Annotated in this window: 18 protein-coding genes; 11 read left to right on the top strand and 7 right to left on the bottom strand. The window is 61.0% G+C overall.

Features of this window, described 5'->3' with window-relative positions; translation table 11 throughout:
* The first annotated feature begins 64 nt into the window (after positions 1-64).
* Both ACQZ5F_RS09335 and ACQZ5F_RS09330 read left to right on the top strand, forming a co-directional pair.
* Positions 65-745, top strand: coding sequence for a GntR family transcriptional regulator (locus ACQZ5F_RS09335; protein ID WP_225339390.1), 681 nt, complete (start codon positions 65-67; stop codon positions 743-745).
* A gap of 46 nt (positions 746-791) precedes the next feature.
* Positions 792-1,268, top strand: coding sequence for a DUF1284 domain-containing protein (locus ACQZ5F_RS09330; protein ID WP_225339645.1), 477 nt, complete (start codon positions 792-794; stop codon positions 1,266-1,268).
* A 64-nt stretch (positions 1,269-1,332) separates the two neighbouring features.
* Here the strand turns inward: ACQZ5F_RS09330 and ACQZ5F_RS09325 are convergent, their stop codons facing one another.
* Positions 1,333-2,433 (bottom strand): hypothetical protein, encoded by a 1,101-nt coding sequence (locus ACQZ5F_RS09325; protein WP_225339389.1) that lies wholly within the window; start codon positions 2,431-2,433, stop codon positions 1,333-1,335.
* Between the two features lie 234 nt (positions 2,434-2,667).
* Between ACQZ5F_RS09325 and ACQZ5F_RS09320 the strand changes: the two genes are divergently transcribed.
* The 3 genes from ACQZ5F_RS09320 (at position 2,668) to ACQZ5F_RS09310 (ending at position 6,648) form a co-directional block, all read left to right on the top strand.
* On the top strand, positions 2,668-3,813 hold the full coding sequence (locus ACQZ5F_RS09320; protein WP_046798526.1) for a site-specific DNA-methyltransferase: 1,146 nt from the start codon (positions 2,668-2,670) through the stop codon (positions 3,811-3,813).
* A 554-nt stretch (positions 3,814-4,367) separates the two neighbouring features.
* The gene (locus ACQZ5F_RS09315; RefSeq protein ID WP_052817433.1) at positions 4,368-4,844 is read left to right on the top strand and encodes a hypothetical protein; all 477 of its coding nucleotides are present in this window, start codon (positions 4,368-4,370) and stop codon (positions 4,842-4,844) included.
* A 289-nt stretch (positions 4,845-5,133) separates the two neighbouring features.
* Positions 5,134-6,648, top strand: coding sequence for a Do family serine endopeptidase (locus tag ACQZ5F_RS09310; protein WP_448730536.1), 1,515 nt, complete (start codon positions 5,134-5,136; stop codon positions 6,646-6,648).
* Positions 6,649-6,714: 66 nt separating this feature from the next.
* Here the strand turns inward: ACQZ5F_RS09310 and ACQZ5F_RS09305 are convergent, their stop codons facing one another.
* The gene (locus ACQZ5F_RS09305) at positions 6,715-7,326 is read right to left on the bottom strand and encodes an HAD family hydrolase (RefSeq protein WP_225339387.1); all 612 of its coding nucleotides are present in this window, start codon (positions 7,324-7,326) and stop codon (positions 6,715-6,717) included.
* Between the two features lie 82 nt (positions 7,327-7,408).
* Positions 7,409-8,518: an A/G-specific adenine glycosylase gene (mutY, locus tag ACQZ5F_RS09300; RefSeq protein WP_225339644.1), complete on the bottom strand. Its 1,110-nt coding sequence runs from the start codon at positions 8,516-8,518 to the stop codon at positions 7,409-7,411.
* Positions 8,519-8,645: 127 nt separating this feature from the next.
* On the opposite strand from mutY, the gene ACQZ5F_RS09295 reads away from it, so the two are divergent.
* From ACQZ5F_RS09295 to ACQZ5F_RS09280, 4 genes are all read left to right on the top strand, one after another.
* On the top strand, positions 8,646-9,110 hold the full coding sequence (locus ACQZ5F_RS09295) for a hypothetical protein (protein WP_448730537.1): 465 nt from the start codon (positions 8,646-8,648) through the stop codon (positions 9,108-9,110).
* A 26-nt stretch (positions 9,111-9,136) separates the two neighbouring features.
* The gene (locus tag ACQZ5F_RS09290; RefSeq protein WP_046798532.1) at positions 9,137-9,658 is read left to right on the top strand and encodes a DUF721 domain-containing protein; all 522 of its coding nucleotides are present in this window, start codon (positions 9,137-9,139) and stop codon (positions 9,656-9,658) included.
* A 128-nt stretch (positions 9,659-9,786) separates the two neighbouring features.
* A complete protein-coding gene (locus tag ACQZ5F_RS09285; protein ID WP_046798533.1) occupies positions 9,787-10,467 on the top strand; it encodes a DsbA family protein in 681 nt (226 codons plus the stop codon).
* Between the two features lie 84 nt (positions 10,468-10,551).
* Positions 10,552-14,019, top strand: coding sequence for a chromosome segregation SMC family protein (locus ACQZ5F_RS09280; RefSeq protein ID WP_448730538.1), 3,468 nt, complete (start codon positions 10,552-10,554; stop codon positions 14,017-14,019).
* Between the two features lie 726 nt (positions 14,020-14,745).
* Here the strand turns inward: ACQZ5F_RS09280 and ACQZ5F_RS09275 are convergent.
* Positions 14,746-15,723, bottom strand: coding sequence for a VOC family protein (locus tag ACQZ5F_RS09275; RefSeq protein WP_225339385.1), 978 nt, complete (start codon positions 15,721-15,723; stop codon positions 14,746-14,748).
* Between the two features lie 228 nt (positions 15,724-15,951).
* On the opposite strand from ACQZ5F_RS09275, the gene ppdK reads away from it, so the two are divergent.
* A complete protein-coding gene (gene ppdK / locus ACQZ5F_RS09270; RefSeq protein ID WP_046798536.1) occupies positions 15,952-18,678 on the top strand; it encodes a pyruvate, phosphate dikinase in 2,727 nt (908 codons plus the stop codon).
* On the opposite strand, the gene ACQZ5F_RS09265 is transcribed toward ppdK, so the two are convergent.
* The 3 genes from ACQZ5F_RS09265 to ACQZ5F_RS09255 all read right to left on the bottom strand — a co-directional run bounded on the left by ACQZ5F_RS09265 (position 18,656) and on the right by ACQZ5F_RS09255 (position 21,001).
* A complete protein-coding gene (locus ACQZ5F_RS09265; RefSeq protein ID WP_046798537.1) occupies positions 18,656-18,928 on the bottom strand; it encodes a hypothetical protein in 273 nt (90 codons plus the stop codon). The two genes, ppdK and ACQZ5F_RS09265, sit on opposite strands and share 23 nt — an antisense overlap.
* A gap of 152 nt (positions 18,929-19,080) precedes the next feature.
* Positions 19,081-19,488, bottom strand: coding sequence for a hypothetical protein (locus ACQZ5F_RS09260; protein WP_137083676.1), 408 nt, complete (start codon positions 19,486-19,488; stop codon positions 19,081-19,083).
* Positions 19,489-19,636: 148 nt separating this feature from the next.
* Entirely contained in the window at positions 19,637-21,001 is a 1,365-nt protein-coding gene (locus ACQZ5F_RS09255; RefSeq protein ID WP_046798538.1) for a dicarboxylate/amino acid:cation symporter, read from the bottom strand.
* Between the two features lie 507 nt (positions 21,002-21,508).
* Between ACQZ5F_RS09255 and ACQZ5F_RS09250 the strand changes: the two genes are divergently transcribed.
* On the top strand, positions 21,509-22,429 hold the full coding sequence (locus ACQZ5F_RS09250) for a DUF1499 domain-containing protein (RefSeq protein WP_052817871.1): 921 nt from the start codon (positions 21,509-21,511) through the stop codon (positions 22,427-22,429).
* Positions 22,430-22,543: the final 114 nt, after the last annotated feature.

Here is a 22,543-nt window from a genome sequence, read left to right as displayed (position 1 = left end):
TTTACGCATCTGGACCCTGCAAAAACAGCTACACAGTCGCGCGGCATATGCGTTATGGGATATTATGCCCAAGCCAGTGAAAACCACACCTGAAGACACCATTGCCGCACGCATCAGCCGCACACTCGCCGACCGCATCGTCCGCGGTGAGCTGTCGCCGGGCGAACGGCTGCGGCAGGATCATATCGCCGCCGAATTCGGCGCGTCGCATGTGCCGGTTCGCGAAGCGTTTCGCAGGTTGGAAGCGCAGGGGCTCGCCGCCAGCATTCCGCGCCGGGGTGTCCGGGTGGCGGATTTCGGCCTTGACGATGTGCGCGAAGTGGCAGAAATGCGCGCTGCGCTCGAGGTTCTGGCGCTGCGCCACGCCATTCCAAACATGACGTCAGCCATTCTCGATAAGGCCGAGGCCGCGACACTGGAAGGTGATAGCGCCGTTGACGTGCAGCACTGGGAAGAGGCCAATCGCCGCTTCCATCGCCTCATCACCGCGCCCTGCAACATGCCGCGCCTGATGGAAGCGATCGACGGCCTGCATGCGGCAAGCGCTCGTTTCCTGTTTTCCGCCTGGCGGGCCGGTTGGGAGCGCCGCACGGATACTGACCACCGCGCAATCATCGACGCGCTGCGCGGCGGTCGCGCGGAAGAGGCGGTACGCATTCTCGACGGACATGTGCAATGGATCGGCCGCAAGGCCATCCGCACCTCGTCCGGCTCGGTGCGCGACGCCTTTGCGATTGTCGGATAGGCGGCCGCCCGTGACTGTCCGGCTGCGCCCCCACCACCTTCTCTGTATGCTGACCTATGTCGGCAAGGGCTATACCTCGGGCTTCGTCGAAAATTACGACCGTGTCGCCGCCCGCCTGAATGCGGGTGAGGAGGATATCGAGCTGGTGGACGGACCGGATGATATCTGCACCGGCCTGCTCTGCGAAAGCCATGCGCACTGTTTTAACGAAGGCGTGGCGCAGCGGGACGAGGCGGCCCGGCTTTCTGTTTCGGCGCTTTTGAACGAGACGCTTGCCTCCGGCAAGCGGCTGCGGGCAACGCCGGATTTTCTTGCGAACATGCGCCTTGCCTTCGCTGCGGGAGACATCCGGCAGGCCTGTCGTGGTTGCCAGTGGATAAGGCTGTGCGACCGCATCGCCGCATCAGGCTTCGTGGGCGTGAAGATCGGCGAGCCGTTACAGACAGTGCCGAAGGATGCGGTGCGGTTTGCGAAGCATCCGATGCTCAGGCCCAAATATGGGCCGCATGGCCGGAAATTGTGATGTTCGACATTCCAAACCCTCATCCCCGTGACGGGCACAGGAGTGAGGGCAGGGGGCTGGGCCGTTACTCCGGCACATTCGTCTCGGTCCGCTCGGCCGCCTTGACCGTTGCCTTGATCTCTTTCGGGTCGCGCCCGGATTTCTTGTCGTAGCTTACCTTCACCGAATAATCGCCGGGATGCAGCGTTTCCTGATGCTGTGTGCCGTAGCGGCCGGAAATTTCCTTCTGCGTACCCTGAAGATCCTTGGTGGTCTCGACGATATCAATCCGCTCCGCACCGGGAGCGGTGATGGCAAGAACGCCGGCATCGAGATTAAGGGTGATTTCCGAGCGTTTTCCGGCGGTCACCGTGAATGGCTGTTCCACCGTCACCTTGCCGAGACGGCCCCGCATGACGAAATCGCCTGCCGGCATTTCCATCATCTTGCCCGTGCCGTAAATGCCGTTGATGGTCTGGCGGGTGCCATCAAGCGTTTCCTTGGCCGACATCGCCTCGAAACGTATGTCGTCCGTTTCAACCGCTTTGCCGTCCTGCGCATAAACCGCCTTGGCAACCACCACGCCGCTCGGGATGACGAGCTCGTGGCTGATCGTTTCGCCGGCCTTGACGGCAAGTGTTTCCTGCACTCGCGCCGGACCGATGCTGCCGGTGAGAACGATCTCGCCCGCCGGCACGAAGACCGCATTCTGGCCATAGACGCTGTCCTTGAAATCGCCCTTGGTGATTTCGGTTTTCGCCTGGCTTTCCACATCGCCGTCGGGGCTGCGTTTCGGCACGACAGTCAGTTCCGCCGCATCGAAATTCACCTTCGGCCTTGCAACGCTGCCATCCTTCACCTCGAAGGCAACTTCGCGGCTCACATTGCCCAGCGCTGCGACGCCGACATATTTGCCCGCCGGCAGCTTTGCCTCGAAGGTGGCGTCATAGGAGCCGCCGGCATTTTCGTCGGTGCGTGCTCCGGCCCGGTCGGTCTTGTAGAAATCCCAACGCACCCTGTTGCTGTTGCCAAGCGAGGGGCCGCCATCGAACAGCACCGCATCCGTCACCACGTTAAATTGCGCCGACGGCGCCTGCGCCCGCAATGGTAACGGCAGCGCCACAACGACAAGCGCAGCGCATACGACATTTACGGAAAAAGAAGCCATTTTCATCATCGACCCCATTGCGGATCACCCCTTGCCATTGCCGTCTTCCTGCCGCGTCGAACTGCGCGACAGACTAACCCGTTGTGCACAACGTTTTTGCGCCGCTTCGGGTTCCCCGCCCATCGCCGCAAATCCCCCATGGCGGGCGCCACAGCCATTTATTTTGCGTTTTCCGTGACTTGTTCAGGCTTTGATAACCATCTTCGGTAACCATAAGCGTCAGTAGAGAGTAAGCGTATGGAGCGAGTACCAATGGCAGCAGTTTTTCCGCTGGCCGATTTTCGGCGTGCCGGTTTTGATCGTGCGGGCGAGAGTGACGCCTGGAAAGACAGCATCATCAAAGGTGATTGTGTCGCTGCCTTGGATGCCCTCCCGAGCCAGTCGGTGGATGCGATCTTCGCCGACCCGCCCTATAATCTTCAGCTTGGCGGCACGCTTCACCGGCCCGATCAGTCGCTGGTCGATGCTGTCGATGACGAATGGGACCAGTTCGCCTCCTTCGACGCCTATGACGCCTTCACCCGCGCCTGGCTGCTCGCCTGCCGCCGCGTGCTGAAACCGAACGGCACCATCTGGGTCATCGGCTCCTACCACAATATCTTCCGCGTCGGCGCCATGCTCCAGAACCTCGATTTCTGGATCCTCAACGATATCGTCTGGCGCAAGACCAATCCCATGCCCAATTTCAAGGGTCGTCGTTTCCAGAACGCCCATGAGACCATGATCTGGGCAAGCCGTGATCCGAAAGCCAAAAGCTACACCTTCAACTACGATGCACTGAAGGCTTCCAACGACGATGTGCAGATGCGCTCCGACTGGCTGTTCCCGATTTGCAGCGGCCATGAGCGGCTGAAGGGTGACGACGGCAAGAAGGTGCATCCGACCCAGAAGCCGGAAGCGCTGCTGGCGCGCATCATCATGGCTTCCACCAAGCCGGGTGACATCGTGCTCGACCCGTTCTTCGGCTCCGGCACCACGGGTGCTGTCGCAAAACGTCTCGGCCGCCACTTCGTCGGCATCGAGCGCGAACAGGATTATATCGATGCGGCTTCCGCCCGCATCGCCGCCGTCGAACCGCTCGGCAAGGCCGAACTGACGGTCATGACCGGCAAGAAGGCTGAGCCGCGCGTGGCCTTCAACACGCTGGTGGAAAGCGGCCTCGTTCGCCCCGGCCAGGTTCTGACGGATGCAAGACGCCGTTATAGCGCCATTATTCGTGCGGATGGTACCCTGGCATCCGGTGGAACCGCCGGCTCCATTCACCGCCTCGGCGCGAAGGTGCAGGGTCTCGACGCATGCAACGGATGGACGTTCTGGCATTTCGAGGACGGCGACGAATTGAAGCCGATCGATGATCTGAGAACGATCATTCGCAGTGAAATGGCAAAGGCCGAATAGTCAAAAGCCTTGGAGGCTGTAGACGGACGATCCACCGCCCGCCCTTGTCAGAATACGTCTCTGTCCGGTTTAGTACCTTCAGTCCCGGATGGAGAACGACCAACGCCCGGCACCTCGGTGTCGGGCGTTGGTATTTTCGAATATAAAACTTTAGCCAGACAAGTTTCGCGCAAGAGACGGCCCATACTGTCTGGGTCAAAGCAGTGGTTGTGAAAATCCGGTTCGGACAGATCACGAAAACATTGCTGTCCCATGCCGCTTGCGGCAGGACTGGCGCAGGCCGGAGACCGCCATTTCCGCCTGCGCCAATTTTCTTTTCTGGGCCTGCGCGGGCTTTTCATCAGCCATTCATGACGCTCCGCCCGGCCGCGACGAGTTCCCCAGCCTTAACAATAGATGTCCTGCGCGTTACGGAAGATTAACGTGACGCTATACACGGCGGGGAGTACATATTCTTCCAGGCTGAGTGTCGCCGGCGACCAAAATGATCGCGACGCGACGATGCGAGACAGCCGGATTCGCGGGCCAACCTGCGATGAACAAGGAGGCGTGCCATGCGCTCGCTTTTCAAGACAGTCACAATAGCATCCTTCATTCTGGCGGCCGCCACTGGCGGTGCTTTCGCGGCCGAACACTCGCACGGCGAGCATTCCGGCTCCGGCGGAATGCATAGCGAACGGTCCCATGATTTCGACCGGGGTGGGAGACATTTCTTCCGCCATAACGATGACGACCTGTCCATGAACACTATGTACATGAACTATACGGGTCCTGCTGCTTACGGGCAGAGACCGCATCTGGTTCGTGTGCTTCACGAGCTTCGTGTCGCCGACCACCGGATCGATTTTGAACGCCAGCAGGGCAGGTTGAGCGCAAGTGCTTTCCACAGGCTCGAAAATGAATCGTCCGCAATCCGTACCCAGGCGCTCAAAACCGCCCAAATGCATCGTGGCCATATTCCCATGAAGGCATTTGCCACCCTTCAGGGCGAAGTCCGGCAACTTGACCGGAACATCGTCCGCATGAGTTGACCGGGGCTTTCCGTCCTCGCGTGACGAGGATCGGCCATGCCGCCGCAGATAGCGCCGGAGAGCGGTGACGGGGCACGAACCCGCCCTCCAGCCATCAGGACAAACAGTTGGATCGTTTTGGCGGTTCGAAGAAAAGTCAGAACGATCCAATCCCCCACGGGGTCGCGCGGATTTCGAAACAACGAATGGAAACTTAAAAACCATGCGCCTGCCGGCTGCATGGGGTGCGGCCTAGCCTGCTCCCCTTCCGGTTAAGGCCGTGAGCATGTCCTCACAAAGGAGAAACGTCATGTCCGGTATTCTACGCAGATATCGCATCGCAGCTTTGCTTGGCGCAGCCTTTGTCGCCGCACCGCTTGTGCTGCCCGTCTTTCTGCATAACACACCCGCTTTTGCCCAGGCCGGATTATCGGCCGTTCCCGGTCCGGTGACCTCGGGCGGTTCCTTCGCCGGGATCGTTACCGCCGACAAGCCGGCGGTGGTGACCATCACCACCGAAATGAAGACGCAGGAACAGGCGACCGACGATACCACGCCGTTCGACCAGCAATTCCACCAGTTCTTCGGCCAGCAAGGCATTCCCCTGCCGCAACAGCAGCCGCAGCAGCGCCAGTCCCAGACCGCGGAAGCGCTGGGTTCCGGCTTCATCATCTCGCCGGACGGCTATATCGTCACCAACAATCACGTCATCGACAATGCCACCTCGATCAAGGTGACGCTGGATGACGGCACGGAGCTTCCCGCCACGCTTGTCGGCGCTGATCCGAAATCCGATCTGGCGGTCCTCAAGGTCGTCTCACCCAAGCCGCTCGCAGTGATTTCCTGGGGCGATTCCGACAGGCTGAAGGCCGGCGATCAGATATTGGCGATCGGCAATCCGTTCGGCATCGGCACCACGGTCACGGCCGGCATCGTCTCGGCCCGCGGACGCGACCTGCATAGCGGGCCCTATGACGATTTCATCCAGATCGACGCACCGATCAATCACGGCAATTCAGGCGGCCCGCTGGTCGACGTCGAAGGCAAGGTGGTCGGCATCAATACCGCGATCTATTCGCCGAATGGCGGCAGCGTCGGTGTCGGTTTCGCCATTCCCTCCGACCAGGCGCAGAACGTCGTTGTCCGTCTCATGAAGGACGGATCGATCCACCACGGCTTCATCGGCGTCCAGATACAGCCGGTGACCTCTGACGTGGCCAATGCCATCGGTCTTGCCACGGCGGAAGGCGCGCTGGTCGCCAAGGTTGATGCGGGTACGCCGGCAGGCCGCGCCGGCATAAAGACCGGCGACGTGATTACCACTCTCGGCGGACAGCCGGTCAAGTCCCCGCGCGACCTGTCGCGCATGGTCGCCGATCTGTCGCCCGGCCAGAAGGAACATGTAACGGTTTGGCGCCAGGGAGAAAGCAAGGACATGCTTCTGACCGTGGGCGGCAACGACGCCCAGAGCGCACAGGCATCCCCTGACAATGGCCAGCAGAAGGGCGATGCCTCATCGCAAGCCCTGCCGATGATCGGTATCGGACTGGGCGATATCACCCCGGCGATCCGTGAAGCCCTCAATCTCCCGCAGGATGAAAAGGGCACGATCGTCGAAAGCGTGACACCCTCCAAACCCGCAGCCGAAGCTGGTTTGCAGGCAGGCGACGTGATCGTTTCGGTCAATCAGACAGCGGTGAAATCGGCTGCCGATGCCAAGGCGGCCATTGCGCAGGCGGGCAAGGCCGGTCGCAAATCCGTTCTGCTGCTCATCCAGCGCGGCGATTCGCAGACCTATGTCGCCGTGCCCTTCGCACAGGGCTGAACCCCGGGTTTCCGGTGCAATCTCAAGGAACGGGCAACTCCCTCGGAGCTGCCCGTTCTGTCATTTTCAGGCTTCCACCCCATGGGCGCGCAGGTCCTGCCGCAGCTTTTCCGCGCCGGTGAAGTGCACGGCCTGCCAGCCGGCAGCCCTGGCGCCTTCCACATTCGCCAGCGTGTCGTCGATGAAGATGCTGGTGGCCGGGTTGAGGCCGAATTCCCGGGCGTGCAGATCGTAGATCGCCACGTCAGGCTTCAGGAGCTTCACATCGCCGGAGACCGTCACGCCGCGCGGCAAGGTGAGGAAGGGGAACATCTTCTGCGCCTCGCGAAACGTGTCGGACGCGAAGTTGGTCAGCATCGTCACGTCATGGCCGCTGTCGATCAGGGCAACCATGATGGCGACGCTGTCATCATAGGAATGCGAGACCATCTCGTGCCAGAACTTGCGGAAGGCGCGGATATGTTCTTCCCGCTCGGGAAATTGCTCCAGCAACAGCGCTTCGGCATCTTCCCAGCGGCGGCCGCGATCCTGTTCGAGGTTCCAGTCATGGGTGCAGACATTCTCGAAGAACCATTTGCGCTCGTCGGCATCGGGAATGAGGCGGCTATAGGGAATATGCGGATCGTAATGGATCAGCACCTTGCCGATGTCGAATACGATATGCTCAATCTTGGTCATCGAAACTTCCTGCTTTCATCGAACATTAGCGCGCCTTTCAGACGCTCTAAATCTTTGAGTTGCGCATCGTTCCTGTCGAAAATCAATTTCGATTTTCGGGCCGACACGCGGATGGAATAGCTTGGGTGATGACTTTTTTCATCACCGTTGGCAGCGCCTGCGCGTCAAGATTTGTAACCGGCTCCCACCATCCGTCATCCGGCCCGGTTTGAAGGCCATCCGGCACCTGGGCGCGATAGACGGTGAGCCGCAGTTCGAAATGGGTGAAGACATGCACAATCACGCCTGCCGCCTGCCAGCCGGCGACAAAGGGCGCGTGGCTCGCATCGGTGCCGCCATCCATGCGGGCAGTCCATGCCGTTGTCGGCACCTCGGTCATGCCGCCGAGAAGCCCGCTATCGATGCGCCGCCGCAGCAGGATTTCGCCGCTTGTGTTTACGGCCACGAAGGCGGCGCCGAGCCGCACGGGCTTGGCCTTCTTCGCCGCCTTGACCGGAAAACGCTCCGGCTCGTCACGGGCAAGCGCCAGACAGGCGCCATTGAACGGACAGAGCGCGCAGGCCGGCCGCTTCGGTGCGCAGATCGTTGCGCCGAGATCCATCATCGCCTGGGCAAAATCGCCGGGCCGGTCGGCAGGCGTCAGCGCCGCCACCTTCGCTTTCATTGCGGGTTTGGAGCCGGGCAGGGGAGCATCTATGACGAAGAGGCGGGAAATGACACGTTCGACATTGCCGTCCATGACAGCCGCCTGCCGGTTAAACGCAATGGCTGCCACGGCCGCGGCGGTATAATCGCCGATGCCGGGCAGTTCCTTCAATCCCTCTTCGGTGTCCGGAAAGACGCCGCCATGCTCGCGCGCCACGGCTTCCGCGCATTTCTTAAGGTTGCGGGCGCGGGCATAATAACCAAGCCCCGCCCAGGCCGCCATGACATCCTCGACCGGCGCCGCCGCCAGATCGTTGACATCAGGCCAGGCGACGAGAAACTTCAGGAAATAGGGTTTGACCGCCTGCACCGTTGTCTGCTGCAGCATCACCTCCGAAAGCCAGACATGGTAGGGATCGGCACGTTTCCCCTGTGCCGCCATGGCTGGAGACGTGCGCCATGGCAGTTCGCGATGGTGCCGGTCGTACCATGCGAGAAGGTGTTCCGCTGTCGGATGTGATATCTGTTGCCGCGTATGTGTGTTCATCGCCGCTGAACATAGACACGGCACGGCAATCTGCAACAGGAGACCCGTTGCGGCGAGGTGGAAAACCGCATCCGGCGATGAACGCCATGACATCGCCCACCTGATCCGATTTCGGAGGAAGACCCTTATGCCTGATGCGCTGCTGGAAAATATCCCTCAACCGCTCCTGTATGTCATCGGAATTCTGCTGGCGTTGTGCCTGATCATGAGCCTACTGAACCACATCGGCCGGCTGTGTTTCGGGTTGCAGAACGGCGTGGCCGTGGCGATCGCGCGCATAATCCGGCATGTTCGCGAACTGGAAAGGACGCGGCAAAAGCCTTCGCGCCGCTTTCGGATTTTTGAATCCGGTTTCTGGGCGATTTTTTGCCATGGCCTGTGGATATACCTATCGGTCGCGTTGGTCTGCATGTTGGTGATTGCCTTTCTCTCGGATAAACCGGGAATATTGCATCTGCAGTTTTTGACCGCCGGATATTTCCTCTTTGGATGTTTGGCGGCTGGAATGATACGATTGGCCGCCTGCCGGGACTGGCAGCGATTCCGTGCGCTGTTGCGCGGCGAAGAAGATGACGACGGCGCGGCCGCTTGAGGTCTTTCGCCTCTGTCGAGGAGAGCATGAAGAAACCCGCAGATTCATTCCGCAAGGGCGTCGTACAGATCGCCGAAGTCGCCAACGGCATCATGGATCCCGTGCTGTCGAAGCGGGCGGGCATCAACACCGCGCTGCTCGGCTCCTGGGACGAGATTGCCGGTGACGACTTTGCCGATTGCACCCGGCCGGAAAAGATAACCTGGCCGCGCCGCGACGAGGGGCCGGATCGCGGCGGTTATCAGCCCGGCGTGCTGACCATTGCCTGCGAAGGCGCCCGCGCTTTGTTCCTCACCCATGCGCAGGGCGAACTCATCGCCCGTATCAACGGCTTTTTCGGCTTTCCGGCGGTCCGCCAGATCCGGATCGTGCAGAAGCCGGTTTCCCAAACCATTGCCCGCAAAAGGAAACCGCCGCCGCTGCGCGGCGATGCGGCAAAACGTCTCGATGACATGATGGAAGGCATCGAGAGCGAGGCGCTGCGCAAGGCGGTGGAGCGGCTTGGCACGGCGGTCTTGCAGAAGAAACCGCCACGCAAGGCGATTTGACGAACGGCGCTGTCCTTGACTGGTCACAATTCTTTGACAAGAAGAGTTCAAAACCCCGCTTGTGATGAACAGGCTGGCGCTATATCGGAATCAACGGACAATAGAGTCTATTACCAACAGGTGCTTTCATGCATTTTCCCGAACTGACCATTTCCCGTCGCAGCCTCCTTGGCGGCGTTGCCCTTGCCGCCGTTGCCGCGGCCCTGCCGTTTGCCTTCACGCCCGGTGTCGCCGAGGCGCAGGAACTGCCTGAATCCACCGGTGACGTGGATATGGCCGCCGTGATGAAGCCCGGCCCGCTGCCGGAAGCGGCTCTGGGTGATGCCAACGCACCCGTCAAGATCGTCGAATATATGTCGATGACCTGCCCGCACTGCGCAAACTTCCACAACAAGACCTTCGAAGAGATCAAGAAGAAATACATCGATACCGGCAAGGTCTATTTCGTGCTGCGCGAGTTCCCGTTCGATCCGCGCGCCGCTGCCGCCTTCATGCTGGCGCGTTGCGCCCCTGAAGGACAGTATTTCCCCTTCGTTTCCATGCTGTTCAAGCAGCAGCAGAGCTGGGCTGTGGCCCAGGATGCGCGCGCCGCCCTGCTGCAATTGTCGAAAATGGCCGGTTTCTCACAGGAGTCTTTCGAGGCCTGCTTGACGAACCAGAAACTTCTGGATGATGTGAACGCAACCATGCAACGCGGTGCGACGGAATTCGGCATCAACTCCACGCCGACTTTCATCATCAACGGCAAGAAATATGCGGGAGACATGTCGGTTGAAAACATGTCGGCTGTCATCGACAAGCTGCTCTGATCGCCGAACCCTGAGAGAAACGGGCGGCGGATATTTCCGTTCGCCCGTTTTTTATTGCCTGTCTTCCGGCCGGAGCATGGCGGCATGAAGTTCAACAAGCTGCGCGTTGTCGGTTTCAAGTCCTTCGTTGAACCTTCCGAATTCATCATCGAGCCGGGTCTCACCGGCGTCGTCGGTCCGAATGGCTGCGGCAAGTCCAATCTGGTGGAAGCGCTTCGCTGGGTGATGGGCGAAAACTCCTACAAGAACATGCGCGCATCCGGCATGGATGACGTCATCTTCTCCGGCTCCGGCAATCGCCCGGCCCGCAACACCGCCGAAGTCGGCCTTTATCTTGACAATTCCGACCGCACCGCGCCCGCCGCCTTCAACGATGCCGATGAAATTCAGGTGACGCGGCGCATCGAGCGTGAAAACGGCTCCGTCTATCGCATCAATGGCAAGGAAGCCCGCGCCAAGGATGTGCAGCTGCTGTTTGCGGATGCTTCCACCGGCGCGCGCTCACCCTCCATGGTGGGGCAGGGCCGTATTGGCGAACTCATCAACGCCAAGCCGCAGGCCCGCCGCCAGCTGCTGGAAGAGGCGGCCGGCATTTCCGGCCTGCATTCCCGCCGCCACGAGGCCGAGCTTCGCCTGCGCGCCGCCGAGACCAATCTGGAGCGGCTGGAAGATGTGACCGCCCAGCTGGAAAGCCAGATCGAAAGCCTGAAACGCCAGGCGCGGCAGGCCAACCGTTTCAAGATGCTGTCCGCCGATATCCGCGCCCGCGAGGCGACCCTGCTGCACATCCGCTGGGTGGAGGCGAAGGAAGCAGAAGGCGAGGCGGAAAGCGCGCTCAATCAGGCAACAAATATCGTCGCCGAAAAGGCTCAAGGCCAGATGGAAGCGGCCAAGCAGCAGGGCATCGCCAGCCTGAAACTGCCGGAACTGCGCGAGGATGAAGCGCGGGTGGCCGCCGCCCTGCAACGCCTGCAGATCGCCCGCACCCAGCTGGATGACGAGGCGAATCGCCTTTTGCGCCGTCGTGACGAACTGGCGCGCCGTCTTTCGCAGCTTGGCGAAGATATCGTCCGCGAGGAACGGCTTGTCTCTGACAATGCCCAGATACTCGCACGGCTCGATGAAGAGGAAGCCGAACTCCTCGAAATCCTCTCCGATTCCGGCCGCCATGCGGAAGAGATGCGCGATGCCTTCGAAACCGCCGCCGTCAAACTGGCGGAGAGCGAAGCCGTTTTCACCGCCATCACCGCCGAACGGGCCGAGGCCGCTGCCGCCCGCCAGCAGCTGGAACGGGCGATCCGCGATCTTTCCGACCGCAAGCTCCGGCTGGAACGGCAGTCGCAGGAAGCGTCCGCCGAGATCGATACCATCGATGAGAAACTCTCCGGCCTTCCCGATCCTTCGGAACGGCGAGAAGCGGTAGAGGCGGCGGAAATCGCGGTCGAGGATGCGCTGATCGTGGCGGACGAGGCCGAAGCCGCCGTCGCCGAGGCACGCTCCGCCGAAGCGCTGGCGCGCGGGCCGCTGGAAACGGCGAAAAACCGGCTGAACGCGCTGGAAACGGAAGCACGCACCATCACCAAAATCCTCGCCTCCGGCGCCGCTGCCAATGGCAGCTTCACGCCGGTGGCGGAAGAAATGACGGTGGAGCGCGGTTTTGAGGCGGCCTTGGGTGCTGCCCTTGGCGACGATATCGAAAGCCCGCTCGATTCCGGCGCTCCCGCTTATTGGGCCGGCAATGGCGACGGGGAGGGCGATCCCGCCTTGCCGCAGGGCGCGAAACCGCTTCTGGACTACGCGCAGGCGCCGGATGCCCTGCGCCGCGCCCTGGCGCAGATCGGTGTCGTTGCAGACGTATCGGAAGCCCGACGCCTGTTGCCTTCACTCAAAGCTGGCCAGCGGCTGGTAACGCGCGAAGGCGCGCTGTTCCGCTGGGATGGCCACATCGCCAGCGCCGATGCACCGGGCGCTGCAGCACTTCGCCTGTCGCAGAAGAACCGCCTCGCCGAAATCGAGACCGAACTGGATGAGGCCCGGTCCATTCTGGAAGAGGCCGAAGACCAGCTTGCCGCGAGAACCGAGGCCATCAGAAGCAGCGAATTGCGGCTTTCGGAAGTGCGCGACCGGAGCCGGCTCGCGACCCGTCAGCTTGCCGAAGCGCGAGAGGCGCTGACATCAGCCGAACGGGCTTCGGGCGATCTGCTGCGTCGTCGGGATATCGTTTCCGAAGCGCTGAACCAGATTGGCGCGCAGGTCGACGAGATCGCTGTTCAGGAAGAAAATGCCCGCATCGAAATGGAAGATGCGCCTGACCTTTCCGTGCTGGATTTCAAGCTGCGCGAAAGCCAGCTGGAGGTCGCGACTGATCGCGGTCTTCTGGCGGAGGCCCGCGCCCGCCACGAGGGCGTGAGCCGCGAGGCGGAAAGCCGCCAGCGCAGAATACAGGCAATAGGGCAGGAGCGTTCCACCTGGCAATCGCGCGCGGCAAGTGCGGCCGATCACATCGCGACGTTGCGTGCGCGTGAGGAAGAGGCGCGCGATGAAATCGCCGAGCTTGATATAGCACCGGAAGAATTCGACGAGAAACGCCGCAACCTCCTCAACGAATTGCAGAAGACCGAAGACGCCCGCCGTCAGGCCGCTGACCGGCTGGCCGAGGCGGAAAACCTGCAGCGTGCCGCGGACCGGGTGGCTGCAACGGCCCTTTCCGAACTGGCCGAAGCCCGCGAAAAACGCGGCCGTGCCGAAGAACGTCTGGTTTCCGCCCGCGAAAAACGGCAGGAGACTGAACACCGAATCCGCGAAACACTGAACACCGAGCCGCATATGGCCCTGCGCCTGACCGGCCTTGGCCCGGACCAGCAGAAGCCCGATATTCGCGATGTCGAGCGTGATCTCGACCGGCTGAAGATCGAACGCGAGAGGCTTGGCGCCGTCAACCTGCGTGCCGAGGAAGAGCAGGCGGAGCTTTCCGCCAAGCTCGAAGCGCTCATCAAGGAACGCGACGATATCATCGATGCCGTGCGCAAGCTGCGCGCCGGCATCCAGAACCTCAACCGCGAGGGTCGTGAACGGCTGATCGCCGCCTTTGACGTGGTGAATTCACAGTTCCAGCGGCTGTTCACCCATCTCTTCGGCGGCGGCACGGCGGAATTGCAGCTGATCGAATCCGACGATCCGCTGGAAGCGGGGCTGGAAATTCTCGCCCGTCCGCCGGGCAAGAAACCGCAGACCATGACGCTGCTTTCCGGCGGCGAGCAGGCTTTGACGGCCATGGCGCTGATCTTCGCGGTCTTCCTCACCAATCCCGCGCCGATCTGCGTGCTGGACGAAGTGGATGCCCCGCTGGACGACCACAATGTCGAGCGTTATTGCAACCTGATGGATGAAATGGTGGCCTCGACGGAGACCCGCTTCGTCATCATCACCCACAATCCCATCACCATGGCGCGCATGAACCGCCTCTTCGGCGTCACCATGGCCGAACAGGGCGTGTCGCAACTCGTCTCCGTGGATTTGCAGACCGCCGAGCAATTGCGCGAAGCCGTCTGAGGCTCCTTTTCCGTTTCTCTCCATCGCGAATTTATCTGGCCGTATCACCCATTCGGGTGAGCGACAATGCGCGGCATTTTGCTATGTTTTCCGAAACAACCAAGGGCTCTCACCAGACCCCCCATCCGGTTTCCTGTACCGGATGGAATGCCTTGCGAGGCCGCTGCCGTGGCCTCGCAAGGCTTTCTTTTCCCGGGTTCATAGGGCGAGGTGGCTGCATGGCTGGTAATCGTTTCCGGGGCGCAAACCTCCTCCGTCATGCCGGCCTTGAGCCGGTATCCAGCCAGCCCAAGTCCTTGGGTTGAAAAGACTCTCCCCGTCGCGCCGACGCGCGTCGGCTGGATGCCGGCTCAAGGCGACTGCCGTCTCGTTTAAATTTCTGGACACTTCATATGGCGTGGAAGGCAGCGGTGAGCGTTGAGGATTTTCTCGACGTCATCCTTGGGCTTGTCCCAAGGATCTAAACACGTCAACAAAATCAAACCGTTGCAGATCCTCGGGACAGGCCCGAGGATGACGTCGGAGTGTTTGGCGAGGTTTGCCATTCATAGGGCGACGGCAATACGTCATTCGTGTCCAACGCTGAAAATTTAAACCGGACAGTAGCGTTCCAAGGCCGGAACGTCGGAAGGAGAAGATGCTGCGAAGCCCTCTAAACGCTCAACTCGACGTAACCGTCAATCGCGCAATGTACTCCGCATCATGCATGGAGAGACCCACCACCACTCACCCCGGCACCAGTCGCAGTCGGGTGCCCCAGGGGTCGATCGCCTCCACCATATCGTTTTCCATCTCCACCAGCACATAACCGGCCGCTCGCAGCCGCGTCTTCTGCGCCTCGAGATCATCGGGATTGCGAACGGTGATTGAAAACCAGTCGAGACCGGTCTCCATGGCGTTGCGTTCTTTCGCCCCCCGGCTGTTCCAGCTATTCACTGCCAGATGATGGTGATAGCCGCCGGAGGAGAGGAATGATGCGTCCGAACGCGCATCCTGCGTCGGTTGCAGGCCGACGGCCTGTTCATAAAAGCCACGGGCGGCGGCGATTTCGCCGACCCGCAGGTGAATATGGCCGATGCGCATCCCGGCCGGGGCAACCTCGTAATGGTCGGTTTTTGTGTCGGTCAGCGCCACGAGATTATCGACATCAAGCGGTTCGGTGCCCATTTTCACCACCCTGCCGCTCCAGACCCACGCGTCCTTTGGGCGGTCGCTGTAAACCTCGATGCCGTTGCCCTCGGGATCGTTGAGATAGACCGCCTCGCTGACATTGTGATCGGCAAAACCGGAAAGCGGCACCTGCCTGAGCGCCGCATGCACCAGCCAGCGGGCCAGATCCTTGCGGGAGGGCATCAGATAGGCGATGTGGAACAGGCCGGCGGAGGTAGGGCTTTCGAAATCTGCCGCCGGTTTGTGGACGAGATCGAGCAGCGGCACGCTTCCCACGCCGAGCGTCACGCCTCTCGCCGTGCGTCCCACCTCGTTCATGCCAAGCACCGAACGGTAATAATCGATCATCGGATCAAGGTCGCGCACGCGAAGTGCGGCCTGGCCGATATGCATGGGTGTCGTCACGGCAAAGGGCAGGGTGGTGGCGGCATTTGCGGCGGGCGTGCCGCCCTCGGCCTTGAGCGCACCGGCCAGCGCCGTGGCGGCGCAAGAAATTCCGGCAAATTTCAACGTATGGCGGCGAGTAAATTGCATGAATAATCTCTTTGTCGGCGATGATAATGGCTTAGGGAACACTCCGTTTCTGCGCACTACACGAATGCGTCAGTCCTGCTGTTATTTTGTGTTTGCGGCAATTCTGGCGCGCAATTCGCCGCAATTATGCTGCACTGCGATGTAAACTGTACGTTGCGGCGTTCCCAACATGCTGGCAATGCTGTAGATGATAGAAAAATGACAACGCTTCTGGGTGGAGAGCGTGGAATGAAAAAATGGGTTTATACCTTCGGCAATGGTGCTGCCGAAGGCAGGGCAGGTGACGTTGCAATATTGGGCGGCAAGGGCGCGAACCTTGCCGAAATGGCAAGTCTCGGCCTACCCGTTCCCCCCGGCCTCACCATCATAACCGATGCCTGCGCCCTCTATCACAAGAACGGACGTGATCTTCCCGAGGAATTGAAGCTTCAAGTCATGGCCGGCCTGCACGGCATGGAAACGGTGACGGGCAAGACCTTCGGGGGCAGCCACTCGCCGTTGCTCATCTCCGTCCGCTCCGGCGCGCGCGCCTCCATGCCGGGCATGATGGATACGGTCCTGAACCTCGGCCTCAATGATCGCACCGTCGAGGCGCTGGGCCATGATGCGGGCGACGCCCGTTTTGCCTGGGACAGCTACCGTCGCTTCATCCAGATGTATGCCGATGTGGTCATGGGCCTCGACCACGAATTATTCGAGGAAATTCTCGAGGACGAGAAAGGCCGGCTCGGCCACGAATACGATACCGACATGTCGGCGGTCGAATGGCAGCACGTCGTTTCGCTTTACAAGAAGCTGATCGAAGATGAGCTGGGCGAAGCCTTCCCGCAGGACTGTCATGTCCAGCTCTGGGGTGCGATTGGCGCCGTCTTCGCCAGCTGGACCAACCATCGCGCCGTAACCTACCGCCACCTGCACAATATTCCGGGCGATTGGGGCACGGCGGTCAACGTGCAGGCCATGGTCTTTGGCAATCTCGGCTCGTCCTCGGCAACCGGCGTCGCCTTCACCCGCAATCCCTCCACCGGCGAGGCGGAGCTTTACGGCGAATTCCTCGTCAATGCTCAAGGGGAAGACGTGGTGGCCGGCATCCGCACGCCGCAATCCATCACCGAGGCGGCGCGGCTGGCGTCGGGTTCCGACAAGCCCTCGATGGAAAAGCTGATGCCGGAGGCGTTCAGTGAGTTTCTGGCCATCTGCAATCGACTGGAAAACCATTATCGCGACATGCAGGATCTGGAATTCACCATCGAGCGCGGCAAGCTCTGGATGTTGCAGACCCGTTCCGGAAAACGCACCACCCGCGCCGCCATGAAGATTGCCGTCGATATGGTGGAAGCGGGGCTGATTTCGCAGGAGGAGGCCGTCTGCCGCATCGAGCCCTCATCGCTCGACCAGCTGTTGCACCCGACAATTGATCCGGGCATTTCCCGCCCCATCATCGGTTCCGGCCTGCCGGCCTCTCCGGGAGCGGCGACGGGTGAGATCGTCTTCACCTCGGAAGAAGCGGTTGCAGCGGAAGCCGAAGGTCGCCGCGTCATTCTGGTGCGCATCGAAACCAGTCCGGAAGATATTCACGGCATGCATGCCGCCGAAGGCATTCTGACGACGCGTGGCGGCATGACCAGCCACGCCGCCGTGGTGGCGCGCGGCATGGGTATCCCTTGCGTCACCGGTGCCGGCTCCATGCGCGTCGACATGCGCAACAAGGTGCTGATCGGCGTCGGCTGTATGCTCAAGCGCGGCGATATCATCACCATCGATGGCTCTTCCGGCCGGGTACTGAAGGGCGAAGTGCCGATGACGCAGCCGGAACTGTCAGGCGATTTCGGTAAGCTGATGGTCTGGGCCGACAATCTGCGCCGCATGACCGTGCGTACAAATGCCGATACCCCGGCCGACGCCCGCGCCGCCCGCGCCTTCGGTGCCGAAGGCATCGGCCTCTGCCGCACCGAACATATGTTCTTCGAGGGCGACCGTATCCATGTGATGCGCGAGATGATCCTTGCCGAAAGCGAAAAGGGCAGGCGGGCAGCGCTCGATGAGCTTTTGCCGATGCAGCGTTCGGATTTCACCGAACTGTTCCAGATCATGCATGGCCTGCCAGTGACGATCCGTCTGCTGGATCCGCCGCTGCATGAATTCCTGCCGAAGACCGATGGCGAGATCGTCGAGGTGGCGGCCGCCATGGGCATGCCGCAGACCGTGTTCCGCCAGCGGCTGGATGCGCTGCACGAATTTAACCCCATGCTCGGCCATCGCGGCTGCCGTCTCGCCATTTCTTATCCCGAGATCGCCGAAATGCAGGCCCGCGCCATTTTCGAAGCCGCCGTTGAGGCGGCGCGCATCACCGGCGCGCCTGTTGTGCCTGAGATCATGGTGCCGCTGGTCGGCCTGCGATCAGAGCTGGATTATGTCACCGAGGTTATCGATCGCGTTGCTGCCGCCGTGGCGGAAGAAACCGGCATGACGCTCGAATATCTGACCGGCACCATGATCGAGTTGCCGCGCGCAGCATTGCGCGCCCATGTCATCGCCGAAGCCGCGGAATTTTTCTCCTTCGGCACCAACGATTTGACGCAGACGACCTTCGGCATTTCCCGCGACGATGCGGCGCGCTTCATCAATACCTATCAGCGCAAGGGCATCATCGAACGCGACCCGTTCATCTCGCTCGATTTCGACGGTGTTGGGGAGTTGATCCGTATTGCCGCCGAACGTGGCCGCCAGACGCGGCCGGAACTGAAGCTCGGCATCTGCGGTGAACATGGCGGCGATCCGGCCTCCATTCATTTCTGCGAGGACGCCGATCTCGATTACGTGTCCTGTTCACCCTTCCGCGTGCCCATCGCCCGCCTTGCCGCCGCGCAGGCAACGCTTGCTGCGCGGGCAAAGGAGGGGCAGGTGGCAAGCAATGTCGCGTTTATTCCCGTCAGGGGTTCTGTCGGACGATGATCTGACGCTCGACGACGACCGGCCGGTAGAACATGTCGCGGTTCATCTGCGCCTGCCAGGCGCGGTTATCGGCGCGGCGGTCCATTTCCAGATCGAGAAGGCAACCCGCCATCGGGTCTGTGCCGGGGCGGAAACCATAACCCCGGCATGTCGCCTCGTCCCGCGCCCGTCGCTCTTCCGGCGTCAGCGTCTGGCAGGCGGTGAGCGCCAGCATAGTGGCAAGCGCACCGAGGACGATGGAAACACGCATCTTGTTTCTCCCTTGAACATGACAGCCTTACGGCACTTTTATTGCCGCGATTGATACGCCTGTTTTCATACGGGGAAAAGCCGCGTTGGCGCGGAAAGTTGCATCAATTGACCGTCAGACGATGGCTCGGCCCGGCCCAGCGGGACGGACCTCTATCCAGTTTCAGAACCGGACAAAAAAGAAGGTGGGAAAAAGCCCTGCAGAATGAGCCAGTCACTCAATAACAGCGTGAGGATGGCGGCGAGAAGGATGCCACCCATGAAGGCGATGAGGCCGAGCGTGGCGCGTGTCCACCGGCGGGTCTGATAAAGATAGATGGCAAGGCCGACAGGTGCGAGCAGAATGGTGGCGACTTTGGCGGCAGAGCTGCGCCGCATGTCCCGCTTTTCGGCATCTTCTATCTGCCACCAGGCAAACAGCGTAATGATGCCGATCATCTGGACGAGATCGTTTGCGGTAAAGGAACTGGGAGGTCCGCCGGGCCAGATGGCAGCGTCGATGAGGAGGCCAAGGGAGAGGAAGGCGAGCAGGGCGACATAAATCCAGTTACGTTTCGCCATGCACAGGTTCCGCCGAAAGATGCATTGTTGTCTATGCCGTTATTGCTATCGATGAAACCATCTCCGTCAATCCCAAACTATTATGGAGCAACGGAAGTGGCACGTGGGGCGTTCCCGCTTTACCGGAAACACCCCACGATTATCGCTGTCAGGCCGGTGCTACTTCACGGTCATCGAGCGCGTCGATATCCTTGGCGTTGTTATAAACGGCCTCATTGAGAATGCCTTCGCGCTTGGCGACGATGGTGGGCACCAGCGCCTGACCGGCGACATTGACCGCCGTGCGGCCCATGTCGAGGATCGGGTCGATGGCAAGCAGCAGGCCCACGCCTTCGAGCGGCAGTCCGAGCGTGGAGAGTGTCAGCGTCAGCATCACCACTGCGCCCGTGAGACCCGCTGTTGCAGCCGAACCGAGTACCGAGACGAAAACGATCAGCACATATTCCTGAATGCCGAGCGGCACCTGGAAGAACTGTGCGATGAAGATCGCTGAAATCGCCGGATAGATGGCGGCGCAGCCGTCCATCTTGGTGGTGGCGCCGAGCGGCACGGAGAAGGCGGCATATTCGCGCGGCACACCCAGGCTCTTTTCCGTCACGGTTTCGGTAACGGGAAGCGTGCCGATGGAGGAACGCGACACGAAAGCGAGCTGGATGGCCGGCCATGCGCCGGCAAAGAAACGCGAGGGTTTCAGGCCATGGGCGATCAGCAGCGCCGGATAAACCACAAAGAGCACCAGCGCCAGACCGATATAGACGGCCGCCGCATACCAGCCGAGCTGCGAAAGCGTCGTCCAGCCATATTGGTCAACAGCGCGGCCGAGCAGGCCGATCGTGCCGATCGGGGTGAGGCGGATGACCCACCAGAGGATTTTACGCACGATGGCGAGCAGCGACTGGTTGAAGGCGAGGAACGGCTCCGCCGCCTTGCCGGCTTTCAGTGCCGCAACACCAAAGGCAATCGATACCACGAGCAGCTGCAGCACGTTGAAGTTCAGCGAGGTGCTGCCGGAACCGTTGTTGATTTTGGTAGACGCTTCGAGGCCGAAGACGTTGGCAGGAACGAGGCCCTTGAGGAAGTCCAGCCACGAACCGGTGGAGGACGGCGCAGCCGCAGCCGTATTGGCAATCGCCGTGTTGACGCCCGGCTGAATGACGAGGCCGAGCACGATGCCGATGACCACGGCGATGAGCGCAGTGATGGCGAACCACAAAAGCGTCTGCCAGACCAGCTTTGCCGCATTGGAAAGGTTCTTGAGATTGGCGATGGAGGCAACGATGGCCGTGAAGATCAGCGGCGGTACCAGCGCGCGCAGGAGCTGCACGAAAATGCTGCCGATGGTCTGCAGCGTCACCGAAAGCCCGTTCGGGCTGCCGGCAGCATCGGGACCGATGTTGCGCGCAAGGAGCCCGAGCAGCAGGCCGATAACCATGGCGATCAGAACCTGAAAGCCGAAATTGCGATAAAAGGGTTTAGGCCCGGAGGGGCCGGCGGACGTCGTTGCCTGTGACATGACATGTCTCTTTATTGTGCAAGAAAACGAGAATGTTGCACTTTTTACACGCATTCTCGAGGGAGGTCGCCGAGGATACGCCGATTTCCTCAGCAATTAAGGGGTGAGCTTGCGTATTTGTTGCATTGTCGGGGAATTATTCTCTTAAGGTGAGATAATACGGAAAAATGTTCCAGTCCTTCGTCGCCTCTGACGTCGGAGGCCTGGAACCTGTAGTTTGGCAGTGCCGCAGCCTCATACGCCGTCACCCCGGACCTGATCCGGGGTCTAGCGCGATCAAGTCCTTGATCGCAAAAGACTCATTCTTAACGGCGCAGACGCGCGGTCTGGATGCCGGATCAGGTCCGGCATGACGGAGAGATTCGCATGCTTTAGCGTACGGATCGGCCGCCTCCTTTGTTTTCCTCGCCGCAAATCCGGTCTATGACATCATATGCAGGTGATTCCCTTGCCAGATTTCGGGTGCAACGCTTTTACGCCAATGCGATCATACGGATATCCGCTTCCATGACTGTGCGTTTCGTCCGGCCTTTTTCGGTTGCAGCCTATCTTTCCCGCTATCTCGCACTAGTGGCGCTGGCGCTTTTTCTCATCGCCGCCGGTATCCACCGTTTCGGGCCGCTGACGACGCCTGACCTTGTGGGGTTGCTGATGATTGCCGCCGGCATTGCGCTGATGGCGGTGCTTCTGGCGCTGATCGGCCTTGAGCGGCTGTGGACAAGGGGCGCGCGGGGCGGGCTTTCAGCACTTGCCGCTCTTCTTCTATCGGCCCTGCCGCTCGGTGTGGTCGGTTACGGCGCATATCTTTATTGGCAGCAGCCGAAGATCTACGACATCTCGACCGATCTGACCGACGTGCCGGAATGGCTGGTGGTGCCGGTGGCGAACCAGCAATGGCTGGCAAGGCCCGCCATGGTGGCAAAGGAAGACCGGGACGCGCAGGCGATTGCCTATGCCAGCCTCGCCGGCCGCCGTTATGAAGGCGCGATCGACCGCATCTATGCCGCCGCCAAGAAGATGGCCGCCGCCCAGAATATCCGTATCACCCACACGAGAGGCGTCATCGGCGCGGAGGAAGCGCCCTCCACCGGCATTCCAGAACAGGACAAGACGCCGCCGGCTGAAGAGGGGCCTGTCGAAGACCTGCCCTCCATCGTGCCGGTGCCCACGGCCCGACCGGCCGAGGCACCGCAGCCCACCTTCTTTAACGGCAGCGGTGTGGTGCTGATGCAGGGCGAAACGCGCACGCGCATCTGGGGCCTGCGTTTCGACATCCTCATCCGCCTCAAGGAAGAGGCGGAAACCACCATCGTCGATGTCCGCGTCGCCTCGCGCTACGCCCCGCACGATCTCGGCATGGGAGCTGCCATCGCCGAGGCCTATCTCGATGCGCTGGATGCGGAAATGCAGGGGTTGAACGATAACTGAGGTGTTTTTTGGCGTGAGGTAGCGCATGGCGCTGCGGCTTGGTTTCTTCTCCCCGCCGGGGAGAAGGTGGCCCGAAGGGTCGGATGAGGGGGCAACCTCTCGGTTTATCTCTGA

The organism is Agrobacterium sp. 22-210-1 (assembly GCF_053522525.1).
The sequence above is the reverse complement of the archived record's forward strand: the minus strand, read 5'-3'. Positions and strand labels throughout refer to the sequence as shown.